General features: G+C 36.4%; 30 protein-coding genes and 1 tRNA gene. 23 read left to right on the forward strand and 8 right to left on the reverse strand.

Annotated features, from left to right (window positions below):
- Nucleotide 1: 1 nt before the first annotated feature.
- The 9 genes from U735_RS0105085 (at nucleotide 2) to U735_RS0105130 (ending at nucleotide 9447) form a co-directional block, all read left to right on the forward strand.
- Entirely contained in the window at nucleotides 2-1729 is a 1728-nt protein-coding gene (locus U735_RS0105085) for a hypothetical protein (RefSeq protein WP_031442791.1), read from the forward strand.
- A 130-nt stretch (nucleotides 1730-1859) separates the two neighbouring features.
- Nucleotides 1860-2204 (forward strand): MerR family transcriptional regulator, encoded by a 345-nt coding sequence (locus U735_RS0105095; RefSeq protein WP_031442792.1) that lies wholly within the window; start codon nucleotides 1860-1862, stop codon nucleotides 2202-2204.
- An 8-nt stretch (nucleotides 2205-2212) separates the two neighbouring features.
- On the forward strand, nucleotides 2213-2644 hold the full coding sequence (locus U735_RS0105100; RefSeq protein WP_031442793.1) for a hypothetical protein: 432 nt from the start codon (nucleotides 2213-2215) through the stop codon (nucleotides 2642-2644).
- Nucleotides 2644-3768, forward strand: a complete 1125-nt coding sequence (locus tag U735_RS0105105; RefSeq protein WP_051891876.1) for an AAA family ATPase — start codon at nucleotides 2644-2646, stop codon at nucleotides 3766-3768. The genes U735_RS0105100 and U735_RS0105105 overlap by 1 nt, the downstream gene beginning before the upstream one ends.
- Before the next feature lie 95 nt (nucleotides 3769-3863).
- Nucleotides 3864-5171, forward strand: a complete 1308-nt coding sequence (locus tag U735_RS0105110) for a DUF6965 family protein (RefSeq protein ID WP_051891877.1) — start codon at nucleotides 3864-3866, stop codon at nucleotides 5169-5171.
- 11 nt (nucleotides 5172-5182) lie between these two features.
- Nucleotides 5183-5908, forward strand: a complete 726-nt coding sequence (locus U735_RS0105115) for a hypothetical protein (protein ID WP_146032792.1) — start codon at nucleotides 5183-5185, stop codon at nucleotides 5906-5908.
- Nucleotides 5909-5929: 21 nt separating this feature from the next.
- On the forward strand, nucleotides 5930-6565 hold the full coding sequence (locus tag U735_RS0105120) for a hypothetical protein (protein WP_031442797.1): 636 nt from the start codon (nucleotides 5930-5932) through the stop codon (nucleotides 6563-6565).
- Nucleotides 6566-6612: 47 nt separating this feature from the next.
- Complete coding sequence (locus U735_RS0105125; RefSeq protein ID WP_031442798.1) at nucleotides 6613-8847, forward strand: hypothetical protein; 2235 nt, start codon at nucleotides 6613-6615, stop codon at nucleotides 8845-8847.
- An 87-nt stretch (nucleotides 8848-8934) separates the two neighbouring features.
- On the forward strand, nucleotides 8935-9447 hold the full coding sequence (locus U735_RS0105130; RefSeq protein ID WP_031442799.1) for an SHOCT domain-containing protein: 513 nt from the start codon (nucleotides 8935-8937) through the stop codon (nucleotides 9445-9447).
- 364 nt (nucleotides 9448-9811) lie between these two features.
- On the opposite strand, the gene U735_RS25495 is transcribed toward U735_RS0105130, so the two are convergent.
- Both U735_RS25495 and U735_RS24920 read right to left on the reverse strand, forming a co-directional pair.
- Nucleotides 9812-9985 (reverse strand): hypothetical protein, encoded by a 174-nt coding sequence (locus tag U735_RS25495; RefSeq protein ID WP_157365006.1) that lies wholly within the window; start codon nucleotides 9983-9985, stop codon nucleotides 9812-9814.
- 64 nt (nucleotides 9986-10049) lie between these two features.
- A complete protein-coding gene (locus U735_RS24920) occupies nucleotides 10050-10361 on the reverse strand; it encodes a helix-turn-helix domain-containing protein (RefSeq protein ID WP_051891878.1) in 312 nt (103 codons plus the stop codon).
- A gap of 140 nt (nucleotides 10362-10501) precedes the next feature.
- Between U735_RS24920 and U735_RS0105150 the strand changes: the two genes are divergently transcribed.
- From U735_RS0105150 to U735_RS0105160, 3 genes are read left to right on the forward strand one after another with little or no spacing between them, the layout of a single operon-like run.
- Nucleotides 10502-10798: a hypothetical protein gene (locus U735_RS0105150; protein ID WP_031442802.1), complete on the forward strand. Its 297-nt coding sequence runs from the start codon at nucleotides 10502-10504 to the stop codon at nucleotides 10796-10798.
- 5 nt (nucleotides 10799-10803) lie between these two features.
- A complete protein-coding gene (locus tag U735_RS0105155; RefSeq protein WP_031442803.1) occupies nucleotides 10804-11109 on the forward strand; it encodes an SH3 beta-barrel fold-containing protein in 306 nt (101 codons plus the stop codon).
- Between the two features lie 18 nt (nucleotides 11110-11127).
- Nucleotides 11128-11463, forward strand: coding sequence for a hypothetical protein (locus U735_RS0105160; protein WP_031442804.1), 336 nt, complete (start codon nucleotides 11128-11130; stop codon nucleotides 11461-11463).
- A gap of 196 nt (nucleotides 11464-11659) precedes the next feature.
- Here the strand turns inward: U735_RS0105160 and U735_RS0105165 are convergent, their stop codons facing one another.
- Nucleotides 11660-12028 carry a hypothetical protein gene (locus tag U735_RS0105165; protein WP_031442805.1) on the reverse strand — a complete coding sequence of 123 codons (369 nt, stop codon included), beginning with the start codon at nucleotides 12026-12028 and terminating at the stop codon, nucleotides 11660-11662.
- Nucleotides 12029-12134: 106 nt separating this feature from the next.
- Here U735_RS0105165 and U735_RS0105170 point away from each other — a divergent pair, with 106 nt between their 5' ends.
- Nucleotides 12135-12752 (forward strand): AbiU2 domain-containing protein, encoded by a 618-nt coding sequence (locus tag U735_RS0105170; protein WP_031442806.1) that lies wholly within the window; start codon nucleotides 12135-12137, stop codon nucleotides 12750-12752.
- 203 nt (nucleotides 12753-12955) lie between these two features.
- Complete coding sequence (locus tag U735_RS0105175; protein ID WP_031442807.1) at nucleotides 12956-13468, forward strand: SHOCT domain-containing protein; 513 nt, start codon at nucleotides 12956-12958, stop codon at nucleotides 13466-13468.
- Between the two features lie 205 nt (nucleotides 13469-13673).
- On the opposite strand, the gene U735_RS0105180 is transcribed toward U735_RS0105175, so the two are convergent.
- Nucleotides 13674-13747: transfer RNA gene (locus U735_RS0105180), tRNA-Arg, on the reverse strand.
- 85 nt (nucleotides 13748-13832) lie between these two features.
- Between U735_RS0105180 and U735_RS0105185 the strand changes: the two genes are divergently transcribed.
- A complete protein-coding gene (locus tag U735_RS0105185) occupies nucleotides 13833-14345 on the forward strand; it encodes an adenine phosphoribosyltransferase (protein ID WP_031442808.1) in 513 nt (170 codons plus the stop codon).
- On the opposite strand, the gene U735_RS0105190 is transcribed toward U735_RS0105185, so the two are convergent.
- On the reverse strand, nucleotides 14342-14494 hold the full coding sequence (locus U735_RS0105190) for a hypothetical protein (protein WP_031442809.1): 153 nt from the start codon (nucleotides 14492-14494) through the stop codon (nucleotides 14342-14344). The two genes, U735_RS0105185 and U735_RS0105190, sit on opposite strands and share 4 nt — an antisense overlap.
- Before the next feature lie 227 nt (nucleotides 14495-14721).
- Here U735_RS0105190 and U735_RS0105195 point away from each other — a divergent pair, with 227 nt between their 5' ends.
- Nucleotides 14722-15141, forward strand: a complete 420-nt coding sequence (locus tag U735_RS0105195) for a nucleoside-diphosphate kinase (protein ID WP_031442810.1) — start codon at nucleotides 14722-14724, stop codon at nucleotides 15139-15141.
- A gap of 70 nt (nucleotides 15142-15211) precedes the next feature.
- Here the strand turns inward: U735_RS0105195 and U735_RS0105200 are convergent, their stop codons facing one another.
- The 3 genes from U735_RS0105200 to recF are packed head-to-tail and all read right to left on the reverse strand — an operon-like array spanning nucleotide 15212 to nucleotide 17008.
- Nucleotides 15212-15508, reverse strand: coding sequence for a DUF721 domain-containing protein (locus U735_RS0105200; protein WP_031442811.1), 297 nt, complete (start codon nucleotides 15506-15508; stop codon nucleotides 15212-15214).
- Nucleotides 15508-15927: a lipocalin-like domain-containing protein gene (locus U735_RS0105205; protein ID WP_031442812.1), complete on the reverse strand. Its 420-nt coding sequence runs from the start codon at nucleotides 15925-15927 to the stop codon at nucleotides 15508-15510. Before U735_RS0105205 ends, U735_RS0105200 begins: the two co-directional genes overlap by 1 nt.
- 1 nt (nucleotide 15928) lies before the next feature.
- The gene (gene recF / locus U735_RS0105210) at nucleotides 15929-17008 is read right to left on the reverse strand and encodes a DNA replication/repair protein RecF (protein ID WP_031442813.1); all 1080 of its coding nucleotides are present in this window, start codon (nucleotides 17006-17008) and stop codon (nucleotides 15929-15931) included.
- A gap of 124 nt (nucleotides 17009-17132) precedes the next feature.
- Between recF and U735_RS0105215 the strand changes: the two genes are divergently transcribed.
- The 7 genes from U735_RS0105215 to U735_RS0105245 all read left to right on the forward strand — a co-directional run bounded on the left by U735_RS0105215 (nucleotide 17133) and on the right by U735_RS0105245 (nucleotide 23313).
- Nucleotides 17133-17897, forward strand: coding sequence for a tetratricopeptide repeat protein (locus U735_RS0105215; protein ID WP_031442814.1), 765 nt, complete (start codon nucleotides 17133-17135; stop codon nucleotides 17895-17897).
- 1 nt (nucleotide 17898) lies between these two features.
- Complete coding sequence (gene ribH / locus U735_RS0105220) at nucleotides 17899-18378, forward strand: 6,7-dimethyl-8-ribityllumazine synthase (RefSeq protein ID WP_031442815.1); 480 nt, start codon at nucleotides 17899-17901, stop codon at nucleotides 18376-18378.
- A gap of 134 nt (nucleotides 18379-18512) precedes the next feature.
- Entirely contained in the window at nucleotides 18513-18803 is a 291-nt protein-coding gene (locus U735_RS0105225) for a hypothetical protein (RefSeq protein ID WP_031442816.1), read from the forward strand.
- Nucleotides 18803-20656, forward strand: coding sequence for a DNA mismatch repair endonuclease MutL (gene mutL, locus U735_RS0105230; protein ID WP_031442817.1), 1854 nt, complete (start codon nucleotides 18803-18805; stop codon nucleotides 20654-20656). The genes U735_RS0105225 and mutL overlap by 1 nt, the downstream gene beginning before the upstream one ends.
- Nucleotides 20657-21403, forward strand: coding sequence for a rhomboid family intramembrane serine protease (locus U735_RS0105235; protein ID WP_031442818.1), 747 nt, complete (start codon nucleotides 20657-20659; stop codon nucleotides 21401-21403).
- Nucleotides 21403-22275, forward strand: a complete 873-nt coding sequence (locus U735_RS0105240) for a rhomboid family intramembrane serine protease (protein WP_031442819.1) — start codon at nucleotides 21403-21405, stop codon at nucleotides 22273-22275. The genes U735_RS0105235 and U735_RS0105240 overlap by 1 nt, the downstream gene beginning before the upstream one ends.
- A gap of 3 nt (nucleotides 22276-22278) precedes the next feature.
- Nucleotides 22279-23313 carry an endonuclease/exonuclease/phosphatase family protein gene (locus U735_RS0105245; protein ID WP_031442820.1) on the forward strand — a complete coding sequence of 345 codons (1035 nt, stop codon included), beginning with the start codon at nucleotides 22279-22281 and terminating at the stop codon, nucleotides 23311-23313.
- Nucleotides 23314-23599: the final 286 nt, after the last annotated feature.

Below are 23599 nucleotides of genomic sequence, written 5' to 3' on the forward strand. Positions count from 1 at the left end.
TATGGGTATCGATGTACGCGATTTTCCTGATACGGTTCAGGAGTATTTTGAATCAATCAATTCAATGGTTGTGTTTCAAGAGGCGTTTAAGGGAGGTCCTAATAATCCCTTTATTAATGATTTAAGGAAGGTTTGGCGTGAAGAATTAGAGCGACAAATTATTGAAAATGAAACCCCTACAATATCAAGTGGATATACTGAAATGTTCGGCGCACATCTTAGTCAATTGATTATTATTTATTCTGATTTATATTGCCTTATTGTTGCAGAGGAAAAAGATAAAAATAAATACATACGTAAAATTGAAAGAAATTCTAACAATCTTAAAAGCGTAGTTGAGATAAATATTAATAATATTTATTATCCAGAATATTATAAAACACAAGTAAATTCAATTCAGCAATTTGTAAATTCTATAGGGGTGACTTGGTCAACTAGTCCTATTTGTGGATTTTATTCGGCTTCAATCGAAAAGCTTTCAGAGTTAACCAGAAACGGTGACCGGAATAAACTCTTGGAAACTGTACATGATGGTCCTAGGGTAAGTAGAATTGTAGATTGGTCATTAGTGCATTTTATAAATAGAGATTTTCTTTGCGCCTCAAAAAGATTAATACATCTAACTCCAAAGGTAAAAACTAGGGTTCAAAAATATGGAGTTTCATTGGAATTTCAAGTCTTTAATATTGACGGTTTTGAGTACATCATAGAGAGGGATGAAACTGGCCCAGGAAGATTTATGGTGGCTAATTTTGAATATATCGATAAATGGTTAAAGAGATATGCTTTTCTTTTAAATGAACAAAAGTTAATTGCTGAAGATGATAACACCATTTTCATAAAGATAATGCATGAAGCTTCAAACTTAGATAGCACTTTTATTAAACCTATCGCTCGTCATTTACAGGATATAATAATAAACATACATTCTTTTCACAGACCGCCTTTTGATCCAACAACTTTTAAAATTTTAGGTAATTTGGAAGTACTGGCGTTGATTAAAGAAAATCTGATTGGTTGGTGGGAATATGATATTTATGATAAATACATTGACTCTTGGAATGGCTTCTGGTTGGATTTAAGGACTGCTTTAAATAAAATGAATATAAGTGAATTTATAAAATTTAAGGATATCCTAGTTTCGGAAATTTCACGATATAATATTGAAAGTGCAAGCAATGGTTTTTATTTAGGTAATAATCCTTGGGGTATTGACCTCCTTGAAATGCCAAGTAAAATAGATTCATTTTGTACTAATGATATTAATCAAAAGATTAGCCTTGAGATGCTTAAGGTTAAGCAAATTAGAAAATCTGATTTACCGACTAAAACACCTTTTGATGAAGAATTGGCAACATTAAGGAAATCGGAGAATAAATTTAATAAAGGAATACCGATGAATATTGTTGTTAACCATTTTTTAGTGTTAACTCAAAAAAAGGGAAGGGATAACAATCCGATTCTATCTGAAGAAAATTTTTTACAATTTATTAAATTAGGTTTTTTGGATCAGCCGGATATTAAGCCCCAAAAATTTAACTGTGAAAGTAGTCAAAAAGGCAGGATTATAAAATTGTTTTATGGCTTTTATGATATTGCTGTTAGTGATTATAGGCTCTTAAATAAAACAGATCCGTTTATTGATTTGATTTTAAAATGTTTCACTAATTGGGACAGGAGTTCCATTAAAGCGTTTTTTAAACGGAATAAAGTTAAGGGGGTATTGTGATATTATTTATAGTTATTCTTATCTAGTTTATTGTCGTTCTTGCCTACTTTATTGCCTTGCTTGCCATGCTTTAAAAAGCGCATTAAAACCTACATAATATTGCTCTAATAAAACATAAATTAATAGAGCAATGGAAGCACTTACACACAATGATTTGCCTAGGGCAACAACGGATTTATTAGCGAAGGCTGATAGAATTATTTCATTATTGTTAAGTCAGACAGTATCCTCCAATGTAATCGAGGATAAATGGATGGACTTAGATGAACTAGTGAATTATGATCCCGAGAAAAGGGCAAAAGCAACATTTTATAGCTACACCCAAAATCCTACTAGTGGATTGCCATTTCACAAAAGGGGAAAGAAGTTAATCTTTTTGAAGTCTGAAATAGACGCTTGGTTAAAGCAGGGAAAAAACAAGACCAATTCAGAAATATCGGACGAATTGGACAATCTTTTATCATCTAAAAAATAAAATAGGCCATGAGAACAGCGAATTCTAATGACCTAAAATCTTCTAACGGTGATAAGGTCAAATATAATGAAAATTTAGAACTATTAAAAGCCTATGTTAGGCAATCTCCATACATACCAAAATTGGAACAACCAACTGTTAGTGTGCAATTCGGTGTTCCTTATAGTCCTATGGTGTTTAGGGAAGAATATTCCTCTAGGATAAAGAGATTCTTGTATAATAATACTTCGACGGCTGCTTATGTAAGCAAGATTACAAGTATACCACAAAAATATATTTGTCAAGTCAAGGCTTTACTGGAAGACAAAGGTGATTTAAAAGTTGTTGGATTTGGAAGATGTCCAGCTACTGGTTCTGCAAACGTTCAATTCCTCTCAACAAATCCTGAGATTTGGGACGATCCTGATTTAGTGAGTAGAAACGAACTAAAAATGCGATAATGGTTCTAGGTATAGATAATAACGGATTGCTGTTAGAGGATGTCCTAGAAGAAGCAGATAATTTAAATCCAGTAAAGGAGCATTCCAGTGAGGGGCTTTTAGAAAGTGTCCTTATCGATCCCCTGGAGCAGTTACCCCCGCCTGAAAACTGTATAGAAATATCTGCCGATGGAACCGTTTCGACTATTGCAACCCTTGGAAATTTCAGTCTCCTAATTGGAAAGGCTAAGAGCAGGAAAACATTTTTTGTAGGCTTGATAGTTGCATCGTTCATAAGGGATGCAACAGTCCTTAATACTATAAAGGGAACGGCTAAAAGGGGCAAGAATGAGGTAATCCTTTTCGATACCGAACAAGGCAAGTTTCATTTGCATAGAACGGTTACCCGAATTTGCAAAATGTCCAATATGTTCAACCCTTCCAAATTCAAAGCTTACGGATTAAGAAAGTTCAAAGCTGTCGATAGGGTAAAAATGATTGAGGACAAAATATACAGCACCCCTAATTTAGGCTTGGTAGTTATAGATGGGGTAAGGGATTTAGTTACTTCTATAAATGATGAAGAACAGGCTAGCAATATGACCAGTCTATTATTGAAATGGACAGAGGAACTGAATATTCATATAATAGTGGTATTGCACCAAAACAAGAACGATAACAACGCTAGGGGCCATCTAGGGGCGGAACTTGTTAATAAGGCGGAAACTACATTATCGGTCACAAAAAGCCTTCAGGACAAAAGAATATCAATAGTAGAGGCAGAATACTGTAGGGATAAAGAACCTGAACCCTTCGCCTTCGAAATAGACGATACGGGACTGCCTATTCTTGCAGACAATTGGGAGGCTAGAACAACCTCAAGAAAAAAAGGAGGAGAGAACACCGAGATAGAGGATTTCAAGAAGTTTCAGCTCCTTACTTCAATTTTCTCAAAGAATCAGGAATACACCTACAAAGAACTCTGGATAGCATTGCAGACAGAATATAAAAGGCAGATTGGGGTCTCTATATCTGATGCCAAAGTAAAGAAGATGGTAGGTGAATGTAAGAACGAAGGATGGGTTATTCAAGAAGCTCACAGATACCCATATAAATTAGGTCAATATGATAAAGATATCCTATAGGTTTAATACCGCCTTACATATAGGCGGTTAAACCGATGAACCTAAGGGCGTTTATAAATTTAAACATAGGTTCAAACCTAACGAACCGATAAAAAATGAATGATTATAAATACATATTGGAGCCTTATAAAAGTAGTAAGAACCGTTACAAGTGTCCTAGTTGCGGTAAGGCTAATCAATTCACAATGTACATAAATACGGAGATTGACGAGTATGTAGATGATAAAGTCGGGATATGTAACAGGATTGAAAAATGCGGATACCATTTAACGCCAAAGGAATATTTTATGAGTTTGATAGGTTCAGGCAACACCCCAAGCTATCGGTTTAAAACACCCGAACCGATAACACCTCTCGCAAACCGATACAATGAGGTAAAACCAATTACTTTTTTGGATAAAAAAATCTTATCAGAAAGCTATCACCGTCCAATAAAAAACAATTTTTTAAAGTACCTGGAAAGCCTTTTTGGTAATGAGCAAATGAAGTTCTTAAAGAAAGAGTATTTAATAGGTACAACCGAATTAGACAGTAAAAGAGTTGATTTTTTTCAGGTAGATGTCAATAGCCGTATACGACAAGTCAAAAATATGGGTTACAATCCAGAGACAGGTAAAAAGGAAAATGTCTATTTCACTTATTCAAAAAGTAAATACCCGGATTATAATTTGGTACAATGTTTTTTTGGTGAGCATCTTCTTAACAAGTACCCTGAAAAGAAGGTGGGTATAGTAGAATCGGAAAAGACCGCAATTATAGCTAGTAGTTACATAAATGAGTTTGTATGGTTGGCAGCTGGTAATGCCAATGGTTTAAATCTAGAAAAAACCAAAGTATTAAAAGGGCGAGAGGTTATTCTATATCCAGATCTAGGCCAGTATGATAATTGGAAAGAAAAGATACCGTCATTAAATCAGGAAGCCTCCTATAGTGTATCTAAATTATTACTAAACAATTCAACTTCAGAGGAAAGGAAAAACGGATACGACATTGCAGATTATCTTATACTAAAGGATTGGCGATTATTCCGAAGTAAATTATCTGAGCTACAATTAAAGGAAGCTACTCTTTTAGTGGGTGACCAAAAAGTACACAAAGAAACCATTAGTCCATTATCCAATGATGAGGTATTTCGACCTGAACCTATGATAATTGGTGAACTTGAAGACTGGAAGCCTGAAATTATGGAACTGGAGAATTATTTTGAAAATATTGAGCTGCCTAACAAACCTGTAAAGCTTCAGTCATATGGCATGATTCTAAATACCTCCCTATTTGTAAAAAGCCATTTAGCAATAATTAAAAGGCATAATGGTAAGCGTACTTTTTCTCCTTACCTGAACCGCCTAAATGAACTCAAACAAATATTAAAACAAGATTTAATAATTGAAAGCATCAACTAAATTTTATGCAAATGGAAAAAGAAAAAAGTTTACAAAAGTTTACAGATTTTGACCAAATCAAAACAAAAAAGCAAGTAAGGGAATACATGGATGGAAATCCTAAAAAAATACAAGACTTATTAGATTATCTGTTTAGTCAATACAATGAAAGCCTTCATAAAAAGCAAAGAAAAGAGTATGAGCTGGAGAATCTAATCTCAGAAATGTATGAACATAATAATAATGATGATGACGCACGAGTATTTAGAAACCAAACTTACGAATCCAATCACCATAAAATAACAGCTGCATTACACAATAGTATATTAGAAAATAGATGTTTCCCAACTATGAGCCTGATTGAAGAGGGAACGGGTCTTTCTAGACAGACCATTTACAAACATCTGAACTCCGGACTAAAAAACGATTACAACAAATTGGTAATGGGTAAACTTGAATACATGGCAACACATGCTCTTTCTAAACTTTATCTAATCGGGATACAGGATAATAACGCAAGTGCTTTAAAACACTTTATCGAGTTGTCAGGGGCGATTAACAGGAGCCCTCAAGAAAGAGTCAACAGTTACGTTCAAATCAACAATGTAACCATAACCCAGGAGGATATCAAAAACCTTCCCCCTAAAAGTATAGAGGCAATCACAAAATTATTGTCAGAGGCTAGAAATGATAAACAGGTTATTGATATGAAGCAAATTCAGAAGGGTATGGAGTATTCAAGTTCTCCTAGGGATTAAGGTTATTAAAAAAAAATAATTATGGGTAGGAACAGTACAGGAGTTTATACCAATTCAGCCAGCAGAAAACTTGATTTGAGTTGGATGTTCAAAAATGGCTATATCAAAAAGGAGTCTATTGTCGATGGCGTATTGAAGTGGGAGGACGGAAGTAGTGCTTCATTTGAAAGTGTATTCTATGAGGGGGACAAATACATCAGGGTCTCATATTCATTAACCGATAGAAAGGGGAAGGATACTTATTATGATTATAGGATCTACTTTGATACGGTTCCAAGTAATCTGGGTAAAGGAGAAGTGATATACTTTCTATGTCCCGAAAGCAATGAACGAGCAAGGATATTATACATGGCCTACGGTCACGGGAAGTATGCCCATAGAAATTTCTACTACAATAATTTTGGTTTAAGGGTTTATTACACCTCACAGCAAACTTCAAAAGATTGGTACGCCAATACAAGATACTTTGCCGTAAAAAGAAGGTATAACAGATTAATCGATGAATTGGTAGCGGTAAAATATAGAAAGACCCATTATAGGGGCGTTCCTACTAAACAATTTAAAAAACTGTTCAAACTACGGGACAAGTTGAACGAATATGATAATAAAAGGAATAGGTTGATTATAGATAAATGGAATTATTTAAAATCATTCTAAATAATAATTATAACTAGTAGATTAAGAGTAATAAATAAACATTGAAAATGGGAAAATTAGGACAAATAAACGATACTGAATTTGAAATCACAAGTGATAAGATACCCGCTTTGGTACTTACCCAAGAACCCAAGAATTGGGATGATGACGAAAAATCTTATTCCTACGATAAAGAGGGCAGGGGAACTTTAATGAAAATCAATACACAGTTAGAGTTTGGAAAAGAAGTATGGTCTTATTTAAAGGGTGTAATATTTGCTTTTGGCTTTGGTTCTACCTGTGAGATAATAAAGAGGGGAAAGAGCACCACTAAAATAGGGGAGGATAAAAGAATACTTTACCAAGCGGTTCTGGATGTGGACAAAGCGGAGTTCGACGATTCTATCAAATCGGTAAAAGTTCCATTTACACAAGGTGGGCTTTATGATGTGGTAAAATCAAGTTATAACGATACTTACGATCTAGTAAATACCAAAAGCGCAGACAATAAGGATATAACCGATATTGACACCATTATAGAGCAGGTAACTGGTAGGGAAATATTTAGGCGGACGGAACTTGAAGTTCAGGACGGAACTTTAACTGATGTTCAGTTTAATGCAGGTGGGCAGGATACGGCAAGGGCAGTGCCATTTCGTGTAGTCCGCAATTCTGATTCAGATTCGATAAGTGGGATTACCATAGGCGGTGAAAAGGTAAACTTTGCCGACAACGATTATAAGGACGGTAATGTGGCTTCATTGCTTTATCATGATGCGGACGAAAGTAAAAGATTAAAACTTAATGGTAGGGTCAAGTTGACTATTACCAACGATACAAGTGGTAATATGTACCTACAGGGTATTAAGTACACTTTAGAAAATGGGGTATTAAAATTCAAGACAGGCAGCGCAGAGGCTTTTGCTTCAGTTTCTACATCTTCAGAGGGCAATATACTGGATTACACATTTACAAACCACTTTGTGGACCTGGAAAAGGGCGAAAGTTATGCAATAGTCCTTTTAGCCAGAAGTAGTGCTTCTGTTTTTTCCTCACCTACCTTAAAATGGAAGTTTTACGATACCTACATGGTTATTGAGAACGATGACAGCTTTAAGCCCACACAAGCAAAAGCAATACTTCCCTATGAGTATTTTGATAGGTTATTGGAGAAGATAACCGGAGAAAAAGGATTGTTGATAAGCAATGTTTTTGGTAGGTCTGAACTAGGATATAAAGAGGATGGCGAGTGGGCTTATTTAGGGGTCGCTTCTGGTTTTTGGGCAAGGGGATTCGATATAGGGGCAGAAATAATAAACCCCGAAACACAAGAGCCTTATGATAAAAAACAATTCAATATAAGCCTAAAGGATGCGGTCGAATCATTTCACACAATATTCCCTTTAATGTGGTCTATTGAGGTGGTAAACGGTAAAGAGCGTTTTAGAATTGAAAAATACGAATATACCCAGCAAAGTTTTGTAGGGGTAAGATTGGGCAGAACGGTAAACGGTACTTTTCAATACATACCGGCCCAAAAACCAAAGACAACCATATTATCGTCAGACCTTTTCACGGGGGTCAAGATGGGATATGAAAAAGGAGGTAACGAATATGAAGAGGTAGCAGGTCTTTCCTCACCTCACGGAATGATGGAAAGGACAACCTCACTAAGGAGCAAAAGGAACGAATCAAACATCTATACCCAATTATCCAAGATAAGGGCAGATTTAGAAGGCTATGATCTGGCACGTAGGGAGCAAGCGGTTGAAACTTACGATATAGATACTACTTTTGATCAGGATATTTTCTTTAGGCACTTAAAGAAAACAGGTACACAGTATTTCCTAAGAACGTGGGAGGATGATTTTGAGAACGCACCAAGTGGTAAGAATGTTTATAGTCCTGGCACTATGGGCAATCTATTGTTGACCCCTTTTCAATGTATAAAAAGGCATGGTAAAATTATAGGAACTGGTCTTTATCCAGAGCCATACGGACAATTGACTTTTGCATCATCGAACTGTTTCAGCAATTTCTCAATGGATGACCATGTAGAGGATGGCGCAATAAACAACAGCGAATTGGGAAAGCCATACACTAATGGATTCAAGATAACCTTCGAGGGCAAGGTTTATCAGGAAATGATAGACGAAATAGAAGGGTTCACTGAAATAGACGGGGAAAGGATACCCAACTGGTACGGGCAATATGAAGTAAAGATAGGGGATGAACTGGTAAGGGGCAGGATTATGGATATTAAGATAAACAAGAACGGAAAACACGAAATAGCACAGATATAGACTTATCTTAATTTCTTGGCTATTTTAATGTAGATGTCCAATTAAAACTAATATTATTTCCTATATTCAACTTAAAATATTTAGATTATGAAATTGGTTACTTTAATTATTGGTTTGCTTTGTTTAACAGGTAATTCCCAATCTACTGAGTCACTAGAATCTTATACTGCTTCCAACGGAATAACATATTCAGTGGGAGACGAGATAAAGCTTGGAAAGGGTTCTGATACTGATGGGAAATTTGTCTATGTAACCATTGGGGGTTGGGCTGTATCTACAAGCCCAGAAGCGAATAGATTACCCGCTGCAAATGCAGGTTTAATTGTAACGATCAAGAAAATCAAAAAGTACGACAAAAAGAGAATGAAAAAGGTAGTTTTAACCGTTGGTGGGGGTAATATTACCAATTATTTGATTGATTTGGAAAACGCGATAGACCAATGTGAAATTGAAAATTGTGGGAAAGACAATAGTGATAACATCAGCCAAGAAACCGACAAATATGATAAAATCAAAAAACTCAAAGATTTATTGGATGATGGCATATTGACTCAAGAAGAATATGAGTCTGAAAAAAAGAAATTATTGGAAGGACAATGATTAAATAAAACTATACGCTATCCTTTATTTTTCAGTTTATAATATTCACGGGTTCGATTTCTTATTGATTGATTGCAAATTGTTATCCTTATCGGTAATATTTAAAGTACGGTTATCGTGATAGTGGTGATGTACTGATTTATCAATGTAAGTAGGATGGTTATAATCATCTTTTAAATGTTTGCCAAAGAATAGGTCAAATACAAAAGTGAAGAGATAATACCCCGCAGCCCCGAATAATATTATAATGGCTGCTATAAGTAAAGCTCCTAACATAAGAATAGTATGTGTTAATCTGAGAATTGGTTATAATCCTAAAGTTAAACATTCGAGATTATAAATCACATACTTTTCGGGATAATGTTTATTTGCTAAGTTTAAGAGTTCTGATTAAGTGTTCATTAATTTCCTCACTGGTCATACCTCCGATTCGTTTCTTTGGTTCCGAATTATCCTTACCATACATTATCCTGAACCTCTTTTGCTCTTCAATCGATGCTGATTCTAATACGTTCATTACGGTTTCTGCTGTAATCATGATTTAATCTATTTTAGGGTTGTAATAAATAATTTATTGTTGAATTAGATTAAAAAATATTAATTTATTCGACTTCTTTCACCCGTTGTAAAAATAATTCTAAGTTGTCAACGCTTGTTATCTTATGAATTTCACCGCGGAATTCTAAAAACCCATTAACAAGAGGTTTGCCTATTCCATTCTTTGTAGAATTAAACATTTCCCTGACATCAACATCTAGAACCTCCGCAATCTTTAATAGTAAGTCCGGCTTTGGAAAATTTTTCCCACTCACAATATTAGAGATAGTATTTTGTGAAACCCCTGTTTTGTCCGCCAATGTTTTTCCATTGATCCCGCTTTCTGAAAGCAGCTCCTTTAATCTTAATAACTCCATTTTAATAGTATTTATGATTAACCAAAGATAGTGAATACAATTAACATTTGTATAATTTTAATTAAAATACAAATATTGTTTGGTTATTATGTAAATGTTACTTACATTTGCTATAGATTATTACAAACAATACTTGTATTATGGATGCAACGACCTTCAAAACCGAAATTAAAAACCTAAAAGACTTCTTAGTGGGTAAGACTATCACAGTAAGTCTAGTAAATGGCAACAACATAACTAAGTATGATTTTAGCACCCTAAAAGGATTTGGCAAAGCTATACTAGCCTTTGAAGGAATGGGGGCGAATTTTGGATTTATTAAAGTTGGCAACAGTCTGATTGAAAAAAGAACAAAGGATATTAAAGAGTTAAATCATTATATCAACAACGGTGTATGGGACAGCGTACACTTTTTAGCCACAACAATTAAAAACTAATCATTATGAACTTCAGGACAACAGTATTCAAGAGAGCGCACGAAATTGCAAAACAAACAGGAAAGACTTTTGCTATTTGTTTAGTTAAAGCATGGCAGATTTATAGGCTTAAAAAGGCCATGTTAACAAATAAAGTAAAGTTTGCTTATGAAAAGACAGACGGGTCTTTGCGCTATGCCGTGGGGACACTTAAGGGAAACTTTGAAATAAAGGGAACTGGAAAACCTAATTATAAGACTTTATCGTATTTCGATATTCAAGCAAATGGATTTAGGTCTTTTAAAATTGAGAATTTAATCCAAGTATATTAATCATTAAAAAAAGTCAAAATGAACACAGAACACGAAATGAGTACAGTAAACAAATTATTAATGTTACAGGGCATAAACCTTATCCAAGACGGGATTCAGTTCCTAGAGTGGATGGATGACTACAAGGATATAAATACAGTTGATGCCCTTAGTATTTTAAAGGATAGGTTTGAATATTTTAAGGAATCGGCCTTGGAAGATGGCAGTCATGACCATTTAATTATTGACAGGATGAAAGGGCTTTCAAAAAACATACAGTCAGGATATAAAACCAGGGTTGATATTGATGAAAGGTTGAATGAACTTAGAAAAATTGCAAGAATGGAATATGTAGCAAAAAATCAATCGGCCTAAACATCTAAGTAATGATATCTAATAAGAGGGTTTCCGAAAGGTTTCCCTTTTTTTATTTTATTCAAACAGACTCAGTTCCTTGGCTCCTCCAAAAGTAATTTTTTGGACTTTATGTGTTATAGCAGAATCATTTCATAATTCGGTCGATGTCGCTAAATTTTTAACTAAAGTGAATTAGCTACTATTAGATTTTTTTTCATGCCGTCCATCTGATACCGTAGCTATTGCAAAGATCCTTGAATTCATTAACTGTGCCTTCCCCTGCATTTCGGCAGCTTAGCAGTTTGAGTATGGACAACCCTTCCAAATCAACTAACCTTACCCCGTGACCTGGGGAACTTTTAATGCCCAGGGCTTCCCTGTTGTTATAGATGACGTTATGTAGCCTCACGGAACATTGTCCGCTGGACATCACTTCATAGAGAGTGGAATTTTTTTGTAGGGGATTTATCAGTTTAGCTTCTCCTACTTCATTTTCGACCCTGGCAAGTTCGGCCTTTAACTGGTTCCTGTATTCCTTGACGGTCTTAAGGGCGGCTTTATATTGTTCAGGAGTTATTTTCATAATAGTGAATGTTATATCCTGGTTCAAAGTTACTTAATACTGAAATATTGGTGTGATATATTAGCAAGTTACTATATTAGTACGTTAGCAGCAATTACCAAAAAAAATGGGCAAAAAGGAAGAGATTAAAGACATTATTTGGGAGATTTGGAAAATTTCAATTAACGCAAAAAGATTTTTAAAATACTCCTTTTACCTTCATAAACCTGATACGAAAGAAGAATTTGAGTATCTAAGAATGTCGCGTGACTTTCAATTTATAGCTCATGCCCTATGGAGAAATGCCGTTATCGAACTTTCAAAGCTGTTTAATGATTCGAAAAACCGTGATAAGTTTAACATTTTCCACTTTATTAAAAAGCTAGATAAAAATGGATATTTCAGAAGTTTTGAAATTTCCCAAACTAAAATAGATAGTTGGTACAAGCAAATTGAAGAAAGCAGAGAAACAATTGATTTAATCACTGGACTTAGAGATAAAGTTTATGCGCATACGGATGGATTAATAGATAAAAATGGATTAGACACACCGACATTTGAACAGACCGAAAAGCTAATTGATATAGTAGAAAGTGTGATTAAAGAAATTTACTCAAGTATTTTTGATGCACACGCAATGATGGATAGCCCCAGTTTAGAACTAAGTCCTTCGAAAATTATTAAAATTTTAGCAGCTGAGAAAAAAGCAAGAATATCAGCTATAGAAGACTTGTTAAAAAAATAAAAGCCACTAACCATGGTAACCATTGCACAACCCTATAATTCATAAAATATCGATGCTATAAGCGGCCTTTTGGAGTTTTTTTGTTTCTGTTGCCACTTTGGATATGTATAGTAATGTTCCCAAGTGATTATAATTCTATTTCGGGGTTGTGAAAGCAGGAATAAATATGTTTAAGTAAAAATTATTGTTGTAGAGATATAAATATGAAAAAATTAGTTATTCTGATATGCCTTATTTCTTTTTCTTTAAATGCCCAAAAAAAGGATAAACTAACTTCCTACACTGCATCAAATGGTATTAACTATAAGGTGGGGGATATACTATGGTTGGGAAAAGGTTCGGGAGTTGATGGTAAATTTGAATATGTTAAAATTGGTGGATGGGCAAGGAAATTAAGCTCCACCCCAATGAAATTATCTTATAAAAATGAAAATAGGCCGTTTACTATTAAGAAAATGTTTAAGTATCGTTCGGATAAATGGAGGTCTGTCCATTTAACACTTGGATCTGATAGCTCGACTAATTATACTATGGACTTGGATAACGCTATTAGGAGCGGAGAGGTTAAGCAGTCAATTGAAAAACGTGATACCAATCAAAACGTTAGTTATGATAAATATGATAAAATAGCAAAACTTAAAAAGCTATTTGATGATGGTGCCTTGACTCAAGATGAGTACGAAAGGGAGAAAGCAAAATTACTGGGTTCCGAATAAATAATAGGGAATCTTCATATTTGCTATTTATTGCAATTTTACTTTAATAACAAATTGGTTTTCTATTTAGTGGAGAAAATTACTTAGTACTCAAAAAAACTATCGATTGATAATTTTTACAGAAAATCATAAGATTTTGGGCAAATATTGGGCAAATAAAAAAGGGGCCACAACTTAAAACGCTGTTAACCCCTTATTTTATTAGTGACCTCGACTGGATTCAAACCAGTAACCTTCTGAGCCGTAATCAGATGCGCTATTCAGTTGCGCCACGAGGCCGTTGTAAAAATTCATTTTTCCCGTTTAACGGGCTGCAAATATATTTCTTTTTAAATTTACGACAAAATTACAGCAACCAAAATAAATGGATTTTAAGAAATATGTTCGGGATATCCCGGATTTTCCTGAAAAAGGAATCTCTTTTAAAGATATTACTCCCTTATTACAGGACGCTAACGCCTTGGCGAGCGCAGCCGAAGCCTTGTTTGAGCTTATCAAAAATAAAAAAGTGGATAAAGTGGTAGGTATGGAGAGTCGCGGATTTTTCTTTGCGCCCCTATTGGCTACCCGTCTCAATTCCGGCTTTGTTCCGGTGAGAAAGCGTGGAAAATTACCGCATCAAATAATTAGTGAACCCTATGCCCTGGAATATGGTACGGATGTACTGGAAATTCATGTGGATAGCATTTTAAAAGGGGAGAAGGTGCTTATTCATGATGATGTCCTGGCTACCGGAGGGACAGCAAAAGCCGTTTGTAAACTTATAGAAAAGTTGGGTGGAGAAGTTGTTCAATGTAACTTTTTATTGGAGCTAGAGTTTTTAAAGGGTCGGGACAAGTTATCCGGTTACCCGGTTGAGGCCCTTATACGGTATTAATCCAAGGCATTTGTGGTTACCAGGTAACGCCAACCTATAATTGCCATTTGCATTTTTGTGGCTTTGGATAGGTCCAATTGCTTTTTTGAATAGGACGGGAATACCAACTTGTTCAATTTAGCCAAAAGTTTAAAGAAAGCTTTTTTCATCCGATACAATTATTTTTTGGGTTAACTCCAAAAGTTAATGGCCTATGTTTATAGTGTTACAAATATAGGGACTATGTGGTACAAAAGGGATATGGTTTTGCATTGCGGGTTAAAAAGCACTTTGAAATGGTGGGCTTTGTCGATAAAGTGTGTTATGGACCATAAGATATTCCCCAAATATTGTGAGTTTTAGAATAAAACGTATTTTTGCGCAAAATTTTAGAGTAATGAGCACAAACAGAACTTTTACCATGATTAAGCCCGATGCCGTTGAGAATGGACATATCGGTGGAATCTTGGACAAAATAACTTCGGCCGGATTCAAGATCGTGGCAATGAAATATACGCAGTTGAGCAGAAGGGATGCGCAGGCGTTTTATGCAATACATAAGGAACGTCCGTTTTTTGGGGAATTGGTAGATTTCATGACCAGGGGGCCTATTGTATCTGCTATCCTGGAAAAGGATAATGCAGTTGAAGATTTTCGCGCCTTGATCGGGGCAACAAATCCTGCAGATGCAGCAGAGGGGACTATAAGAAAATTGTTCGCTACCTCAATAGCTGAAAATGCAGTACATGGTTCTGATAGTGACGAAAATGCTGCCATAGAAGGTGCATTTCATTTTGCTGGCAGGGAAATTTTTTAAGAATATTTTGCATATAGAATTAAAAACCACGCCCTTGGGCGTGGTTTTTTAGTTAGACAGGAACGGTAGCTCATCTAAGAACAATTTTTGTGATTAGATCCTTACCCAATTCCTCGTTCAATAATTTAATGATCTTTGATTTGCCCAAGCTTAACTCCTCCCTGAGGACCGAAGAGGAAAGCGATACAAATAACGTATCGTTCCTCAATTCAATGGCTGTGGTGTAGTTATTTACCCCGTTTCCCATTAGGTTTTTCCAGGCTTCCCTGGCATTAACACGGTCCATTCCCTTTTGTAATTTGTTTTCGGCAATAAATTCCTGTAAGGCTTCACCAAGGCGAAGGTTGTCATTTTTTCTTTTGGCCATTATTGTTCAAGATTAATGGGTTCAAATCTCCTGTAGTGGTATTTTATATTTTCTTCACTTATTACTATAAATTTATTTTCAGAGAGACTTATAATTTTTTCGTGCCATTCGCTCAGGTCTGTTTTGTAATTTAAGTTAAAAACGCCTTCGTTTTCGTATATGGTAAACAATTCTGCATCATTGGAAGTAACATAGGAGCCATTAAAATTTGGCTGTACCTTTTTTCTAAATCCTTCGTGCTCTTTCACTTCAATATAATCTATACTGGTATTCACTGTATATTCCTTCTTGGAACCATCTGGAAAAGTAACTTTTTCTATCTCCCAGTAGCCGTTCAAATGGGGTAAATCCAATTTGTTCACCTTGTTTCGGCAGCCAACCAGACCAATTAGGATAACTATAATATAAACATTTCGCATACTACAACTTAAATATCTTATAGGATTGGTGAATTTTTTTTACAACTTCCTCGGTTCTGTCGGCATGGGTATCACTGAGAAATATTTGTCCAAAATTTTCTTCATTCACCAAATTAATGATTTGGGCCACCCTGTTTTCGTCCAATTTGTCAAAAATATCATCTAAAAGTAACAAGGGCGTAGTTCCGGCCTGTTTTTTTATAAAATAAAATTGTGCCAGTTTTAGGGCGATCAAGAATGATTTCTGCTGCCCTTGGCTGCCAAATTTTTTAATGGGGTGACCGTCTATCTCAAAGTTCAGGTCGTCTTTATGTGTGCCAACACTTGTGTATTGGAGGGCTTTATCTTTTTCTAGATTCCTCTCCAATAAAGTTAAGAGTTCATTGTCCAATAATTTGCTATCATATGTTAAATTTACAGGTTCTTTTCCGCCCGAAATGGCCAGATACTGTTCCTTGAATATTGGTATGAACTCTTCCAGGAATTTGGCCCTTTTATGGAATATTGTACTTCCATAGTCCTGTAGCTGTTCATTATAGATGGCCAAGGTAGTTTTGTCAAAAGTCTGGTTAACGGCGAAATACTTTAGAAGGGAATTTCTCTGACTTAGGGTTTTATTGTATTTGATAAGATTTTGCAGGTATTCCTTGTCGGACTGGCTAATTACCCCATCCATAAATTTTCTTCTGGTTTCACTGCCTTCAATAATAAGATCACGGTCTGCTGGCGATATAATGACCAAGGGTAGAAAGCCTATATGGTCAGAGAATTTATCATAGGCCTTTCCATTGCGCTTGATGATTTTCTTCATTCCCTTTTTTAGGCTGCAGAGAATCCTTTCCTCCCTATCATTTTTTTGAAACTCCCCATCGATCACGAAAAAATCCTCTTCGTGCTTTATATTTTGGGTGGCGACTGGATTAAAGTAACTTTTTCCAAAGGAAAGATGGTAAATGGCATCCAAAACATTGGTTTTGCCTACCCCGTTATCGCCTACAAAACAATTTATTTTGGAATCGAATTCGAAATTTTCGGACGCAAAGTTTTTATAATTAATAAGTGATAATTTCTTTAGAAACATTCTGGCTTGTAAAATATTTATTTTTAATCCTCCCGGAAACTATAAAATATCCAAAAATAACGAATAAATACCCGTTCGGTTTTGGATAAAAACTTTATTTTTGCGCGATTAATAAAATTCAAAAATGGCAACATACAAGAAAAGAGGTTTTAAACCTAAAAATAAAGAGGAGGAGATTTTGTTGGATGAGCAGGAAAGTACAACTGCAGAAGTATTTAGTTCTCTGGATGAAGGTGCTTCCAGATCGGAGGAATGGGTTTCCAGAAATCAAAATTATATTCTTGGTGTCATTGGGGTGATAGCTGTGGCCGTTTTGGGCTATTTGGCATATTTCCAGTTTGTGGAGAAGCCAAAGGAAGCAAGTGCTGCCAATGAAATGTTATATCCCCAACAATATTTTGACCAAGCTTTATCGGCTACAGCTGAAAAGGATTCCCTTTTTACCCTGGCCTTGAACGGGGCAGAAGGTAAGTATGGGTTTTTGGATATTATAGAAGAGTATAACGGTACTCCTGCAGCTAATTTGGCTAAATATTCTGCCGGGATGGCATTTTTGAATATGCAGAAGTACGATGAGGCCATCAATTATTTGGAAGGATTTTCTTCTGATGATATGATCTTGGGAGCCTTGGCCAAAGGGGGATTGGGCGATGCTTTCTTGCAATTGAACCAACCAAGTGATGCCTTGGGGTACTATGAGCAAGCTGTTGCCCATAGTGACAATGATTTTACTACGCCTAAATTCTTATATAAGGCTGGCGTTACTGCATTGGATTTAAAGGAAAATGATAAGGCCCTTAAATATTTCCAAAGAATAAAGGATGAATATCCAAGCTCGGAAGAGGCTAGGACAATAGATGCCTTTATAGGTAAGGCAAAAAACAACTAATATGGCTACGGCTAATAAAAATTTATCGGCTTACGATAAAGCAACAATCCCAAATGCGAAGGATCTTCGGTTTGGGATTGTTGTTTCAGAGTGGAACGAGGTAATAACCGAAGGACTTTACGAGGGGGCTATGGAGGCGCTATTAGACTGTGGCGCCAATACGGAAAATATTATTCGATGGAACGTGCCAGGTAGTTTTGAGCTTCCATTCGGGGCCAAGAAGTTGATCGAAACCAAGCCGGTAGACGCGGTAATTGCTATTGGAAGCGTAATTCAGGGAGAGACCAAACATTTCGATTTTGTTTGTAGTGCCACGGCCCAAGGGATAATGGATTTGAACGTTAGTACCAAAGTGCCAGTTATTTTTTGTGTACTTACGGATAACAATATGCAGCAGGCTATAGATCGTAGTGGGGGCAAACATGGCAATAAAGGCTCCGAGGCGGCTATAGCGGCCATAAAGATGGCAAGCCTTGGCTAGTTTCTGAAATTTTCTTTATTCAGCCTGTTGTTTTAGATGAAAAATAGGCGTCTTTCCAATAATTGTTAACATTTTTTGGCAAGGGATTTAAGGCATGTTTTTTGTTTTTGAGTAACTTTGAAACAATAAGGATTATGGGAAAGTTTTCGAAATTACGTAAAAACAAAAAGTTCAATTATACACCTCGCTACTACGATGATAAAGGTGAGGGTAGTCCGTACAAAATAGAACACAAACTGGACAAATTCAGGCCAACTATGGACGGCCGTAGGGGACTTAAAGGCAAGTTCGGCAGGGCTATGGACGATTTAAAACGATCCGGTAGCCGAAATCAAAAAATTAGAACCCTTATAATAATTGCCATCCTGATTCTTATTTTTCTTTACATCATAGATTTCGATCTATCCATCTTTATAACTCGATAATGGCAGATATTATTAAGCTTTTGCCAGACCATGTTGCCAATCAGATTGCCGCAGGGGAAGTTGTTCAACGTCCTGCCTCGGTAGTGAAGGAGCTTATGGAAAATGCCATTGATGCAGGGGCTTCTACTATAAAATTAGTGGTAAAGGACGGAGGAAAGACACTTATACAGGTAATTGATGATGGTGTAGGAATGAGTGTTACCGATGCCCGACTAAGTTTTGAGCGGCACGCAACATCCAAGATTCAAAAAGCGGAAGATCTTTTTCAGTTAAATACCAAGGGTTTTAGGGGAGAGGCCTTGGCCTCCATCGCTGCTATTGCCCATGTGGAAATGCAGACAAGAACAGCTGAAGATGAGGTGGCAACGCATATAAAGATAGAGGGCAGTAAGATTATCTCACAAGAGGTAACCGTGGCTCCGAAGGGAACATCCATGATGGTAAAGAATTTGTTTTTCAATATTCCTGCCAGACGAAATTTCCTGAAATCCAACAATGTGGAACTTCGTCATATTATGGATGAATTTCATAGGGTAGCCCTGGCCCATTCAACGATCAATTTTCACTTTTATAATAACGGTAGTGAATTGTTCAACCTGCCCACTTCCAACAGTAGACAGCGTATAGTGAATATTTTTGGTGCCAAGACCAATGAAAAGTTGGTTCCGGTAAATGAGGATACCCAAGTAGTGCAAATAAGCGGCTATATAAGTAAGCCGGAATATGCCAAAAAGAGTAGGGGGGAGCAGTTCTTTTTTGTAAACAATAGGTTTATAAAAAGCCCATACCTGCATCACGCTATTTTAGGTGCTTTTGATGGACTTATAAAAAAGGAGAACCATCCAGGCTATTTCTTGTATTTAACAGTGGATCCGGGTTCCATAGATATCAATATCCATCCCACCAAAACGGAAATTAAGTTTGATGACGAGCATACTCTTTACGCTATTTTAAGGTCGACGGTAAAGCATAGTTTGGGTCAATTCAATGTAATCCCGTCCTTGGATTTTGAACAGGACCAAAACTTGGAAACTCCATACAACTACAAGGATAGATCGGCGGAATTACCCAGAATTAACGTGGATTCCAGTTTTAACCCTTTTAAGGTTGGCTCAGGAACCGGAACAGCCCAGAGGCCGAGCTTTCATAAACAGAATACAAAAAGTTGGGATAGCCTATATGTTGGAATGGAATCCAATATAGGGAAAAATTCAGGGTTTAGTAGTGTAAGCTTCGAATCCGATACTATAACAGGTTCTATTTTTGAAAATAAAAAAGAGATCATTGACACGGGTACGACCACTTTTCAATTAAGAAGAAAATACATTGTAACCACTATAAAATCTGGGATGGTGGTCATAGATCAAAGTAGGGCCCATCAACGGGTGCTCTACGAAAAGTTTTTGAAGAACATCACCATCAAGGAGGCAGTTAGCCAACAATTGTTATTTCCCTTATCTTTGACATTTTCCAAATCCGATTGCGCTATTATCGAGGAAATTCAAGATAGCTTAACCACTGTGGGCTTTGTTTTTGATAATATCAGTGAAGAAGAGGTAACGGTTACAGGGGTGCCCTTGTCCGTCCCCGAGAGTGAGGTGGGTATTATTCTAGATCAATTGATATCGGATTATCAACAGGATTTTGTGGTCGATGGTTTTTCGCAAACCGATATACTGGCAAAAACCTTGGCCAAATCCCTATCGGTAAAAACAGGAGAGGTATTGGACAGCGATTCCCAGCTGGCCCTGGTAAACGATTTGTTTGCCTGTAAGGAATCTGGGATTAGTCCTTTTAATAAGCCAATATACGTCACCATTACCGAGGACGATATTGATAAAAAATTTATATAAATGGGTAGGATTTCGGACGCAGTAAAGCATTTGATAATTATAAATGTGCTGTTTTTTGTGGCGACACAATTATACGGTGATCAAATGTACCAATGGTTTTCCCTTTGGTTTCCAAGTAATGAAAATTTTGGATTTTGGCAGGTTTTATCGCATATGTTCATGCATGGTGGATTTATGCATATTTTGTTCAATATGTATGCGTTATGGGCCTTTGGTTCGCCACTGGAGCGTATGTGGGGAAGAAATAAATTTTTCTTCTTTTATTTCTCGGCCGGGATAGGGGCAGCTTTGATCCATACTGGGGTTAATTACTATTATTTTAATCAGGGAATGGATGCATTGATAAGCGCAGGAATTCCCAAAGAGCAGATATTGGAAATTATTACCGGTGGTAAATATAGTCCCAGTTGGTACGATGTGGCCTCCAAAAGTACCATAGATAATTTTTTGGGGGCATTTAATACCCCGGCGGTAGGAGCCTCTGGTGCCATATACGGGGTGTTGGTGGCCTTTGGAATGTCTTACCCCAACAGTGAACTTTTTTTAATGTTTATTCCAGTACCTGTAAAGGCCAAATATTTTATCCCGGTATTAATTGGACTTGATCTATTCTCTGGGGTCACCGGGTATTCTATTTTTGGAAATGGAATAGCGCATTTTGCCCATGTGGGCGGGGCCTTGTTCGGATTCATTATGATGTGGTATTGGAAAAAAAATCAGTTTAACAACAATCGCTGGGACAGGTAATGGGCAATCAGAACATTAGATATTATTACAACAGGTTAAATATTGCTGAAAGGCTTATAGTCATTAATGTAGCGGTATTTATTCTAAGTGGACTGCTAAAGATATTGTTTGGTTTTTCTGGGGATAGCATCACTGGCTGGTTTGAACTTCCTAAAGACTTTTTTCATTTTCTTACCCAGCCATGGTCCATTGTTACCTATTCTTTTTTCCATTCCGGCTTGGGCCATATTTTTTGGAACATGTTGATGCTGTATTTTGCAGGTAGAATTTTTTTGAACCTCTTCGATAACCGCAGGTTTCTCAATGTATATTTTTTAGGGGTTATACTTGGTGGGATGATATTCTTGTTGAGCTATAATATATTCCCCGCCCTATTAGGGATAAATACATCCTTGATCGGTGCCTCTGCCGGGGTTACAGCTGTACTTATATTTGTGTGTTCCTATTTGCCCAATCAGGAGGTGAGGGTTATTTTTTTTAATGTAAAGCTGTGGCATATCGGGGTTTTCGTAGTGCTGCTGGATCTCATTCAGATTTCAATAGGAGGTAATGTAGGTGGCCGTTTGGCCCATTTGGGTGGTGCCGCATTGGGTTATTTTTATGCGCGACAGCTTATTAACGGCAACGATATTGGTAGCGGTTTTGCGAAGCTTTTGGATGCCATTGCCAATTTGTTTAAGCGTAGTGAAAGAAAAGCACCCTTAAAAACGGTATATCGCAAAGAGAGCCGAGGAGGTGGCAGTTCTGACAATTATGATAAAGAGAGTCGGCAACGTAAAATAGATGCTATTTTGGATAAGATTAGCAAGTCTGGTTACGAAAGTCTTTCCAAGGCTGAAAAAGATTTTTTATTTAAGGCAGGAAAAGAATAAAACGTGAAGAACCTTAATTTCATTGATAAATTCCTGTTCTTCATAAATGCCATTTTTGCACTTCTGTTGTTGATTTCTTGTTTTGTGCCGCAAATTCCTGTGACGCATTTTGCTTATTTTTCTATTCTGAGCCTTACGGTACCTGTATTGGTACTTTTTAATTTACTTTTTTTGACGTACTGGTTGGCTAAAAGAAAGAGACAATTATTGCTGTCCGCCTTTGTGTTGTTGCTTGGTTATATTTGTTTGGGCAACTTTTTCAGGTTTAAATTGGCCGAAGAGGTGATTGAGGAAAGCGATCTGAGTGTCATGAGTTACAACGTTAGGGGGTTCAATAAGTACGATTTGCTCAATGACCCATCGGCTGAGGGGCGTATAATGGAATTTATTTCCTCGGAAGCCCCTGACATATTGTGTATTCAAGAGTTTAGTCGAATTAAGGATAGGCAGCTTAAGAAAATGTATCCCTTTAAATTTATTACAGACTATAGATCCAATGAAGGGAAATCCACCCAAGCTATTTATTCAAAATTCGTCATTATCAATAGTGGATCTATGGATTTTCCCAATAGTGGAAATAATGCCTTATATGCTGATATAGTTGTTAACAAGGACACCATACGGGTTTATAACCTTCATTTGGAGTCGCATAGGATCATACCCAGTGTAAGGCGACTATCAAATGAGCCCAAGGGAAGATTGTTAAAAAGGTTGAGTAAATCCTTTGCAAAACAAGGGGAGCAGGCGCAATTGGTAGAAAAGGATATTGAAGCCACTCCCTATAAGAAAATTGTATGTGGGGACTTTAACAACACCCAGTTTTCCAATGTCTATAAGGTAATCAAAGGGGATATGCAGGATTCCTTTACAGAACAGGGAACTGGTTATGGCCGGACCTTTAATTTTAGATATTATCCGGTTAGGATAGATTTTATTTTGGCCGATGAAGCCTTTGAAATCATGGCCCACAAAAATTTCGACATAAAATTATCAGATCATTTCCCGGTCATGGCATCGATTAAAATTGGCTCCAATTAGTTTATCTGCCTAATTATAAGAATACTTAATTTATTACACTTTAAGATTTCTACTTAACGTGAGTTCGATATATATTTTAAAAATTTGATTTTGAAGTACACAATAAATACGATACAGCTAGAGAGACAGTCAAAGGTTTCAGTTATAAATTGAAGGTTTCCAGGTTGTCATTTCGAATGCATATGAGAAATCGCACATCTAGCTCCCGGCCAGTGTGACTTCTCGTCGTCCGGAAAAGGGACTCTGTCGAAGTGACTACAGTTGCCCTGTTCATAATCATTAATAT

Origin of the sequence: Arenibacter algicola, assembly GCF_000733925.1 — a bacterium.
Taxonomy (GTDB): domain Bacteria; phylum Bacteroidota; class Bacteroidia; order Flavobacteriales; family Flavobacteriaceae; genus Arenibacter; species Arenibacter algicola.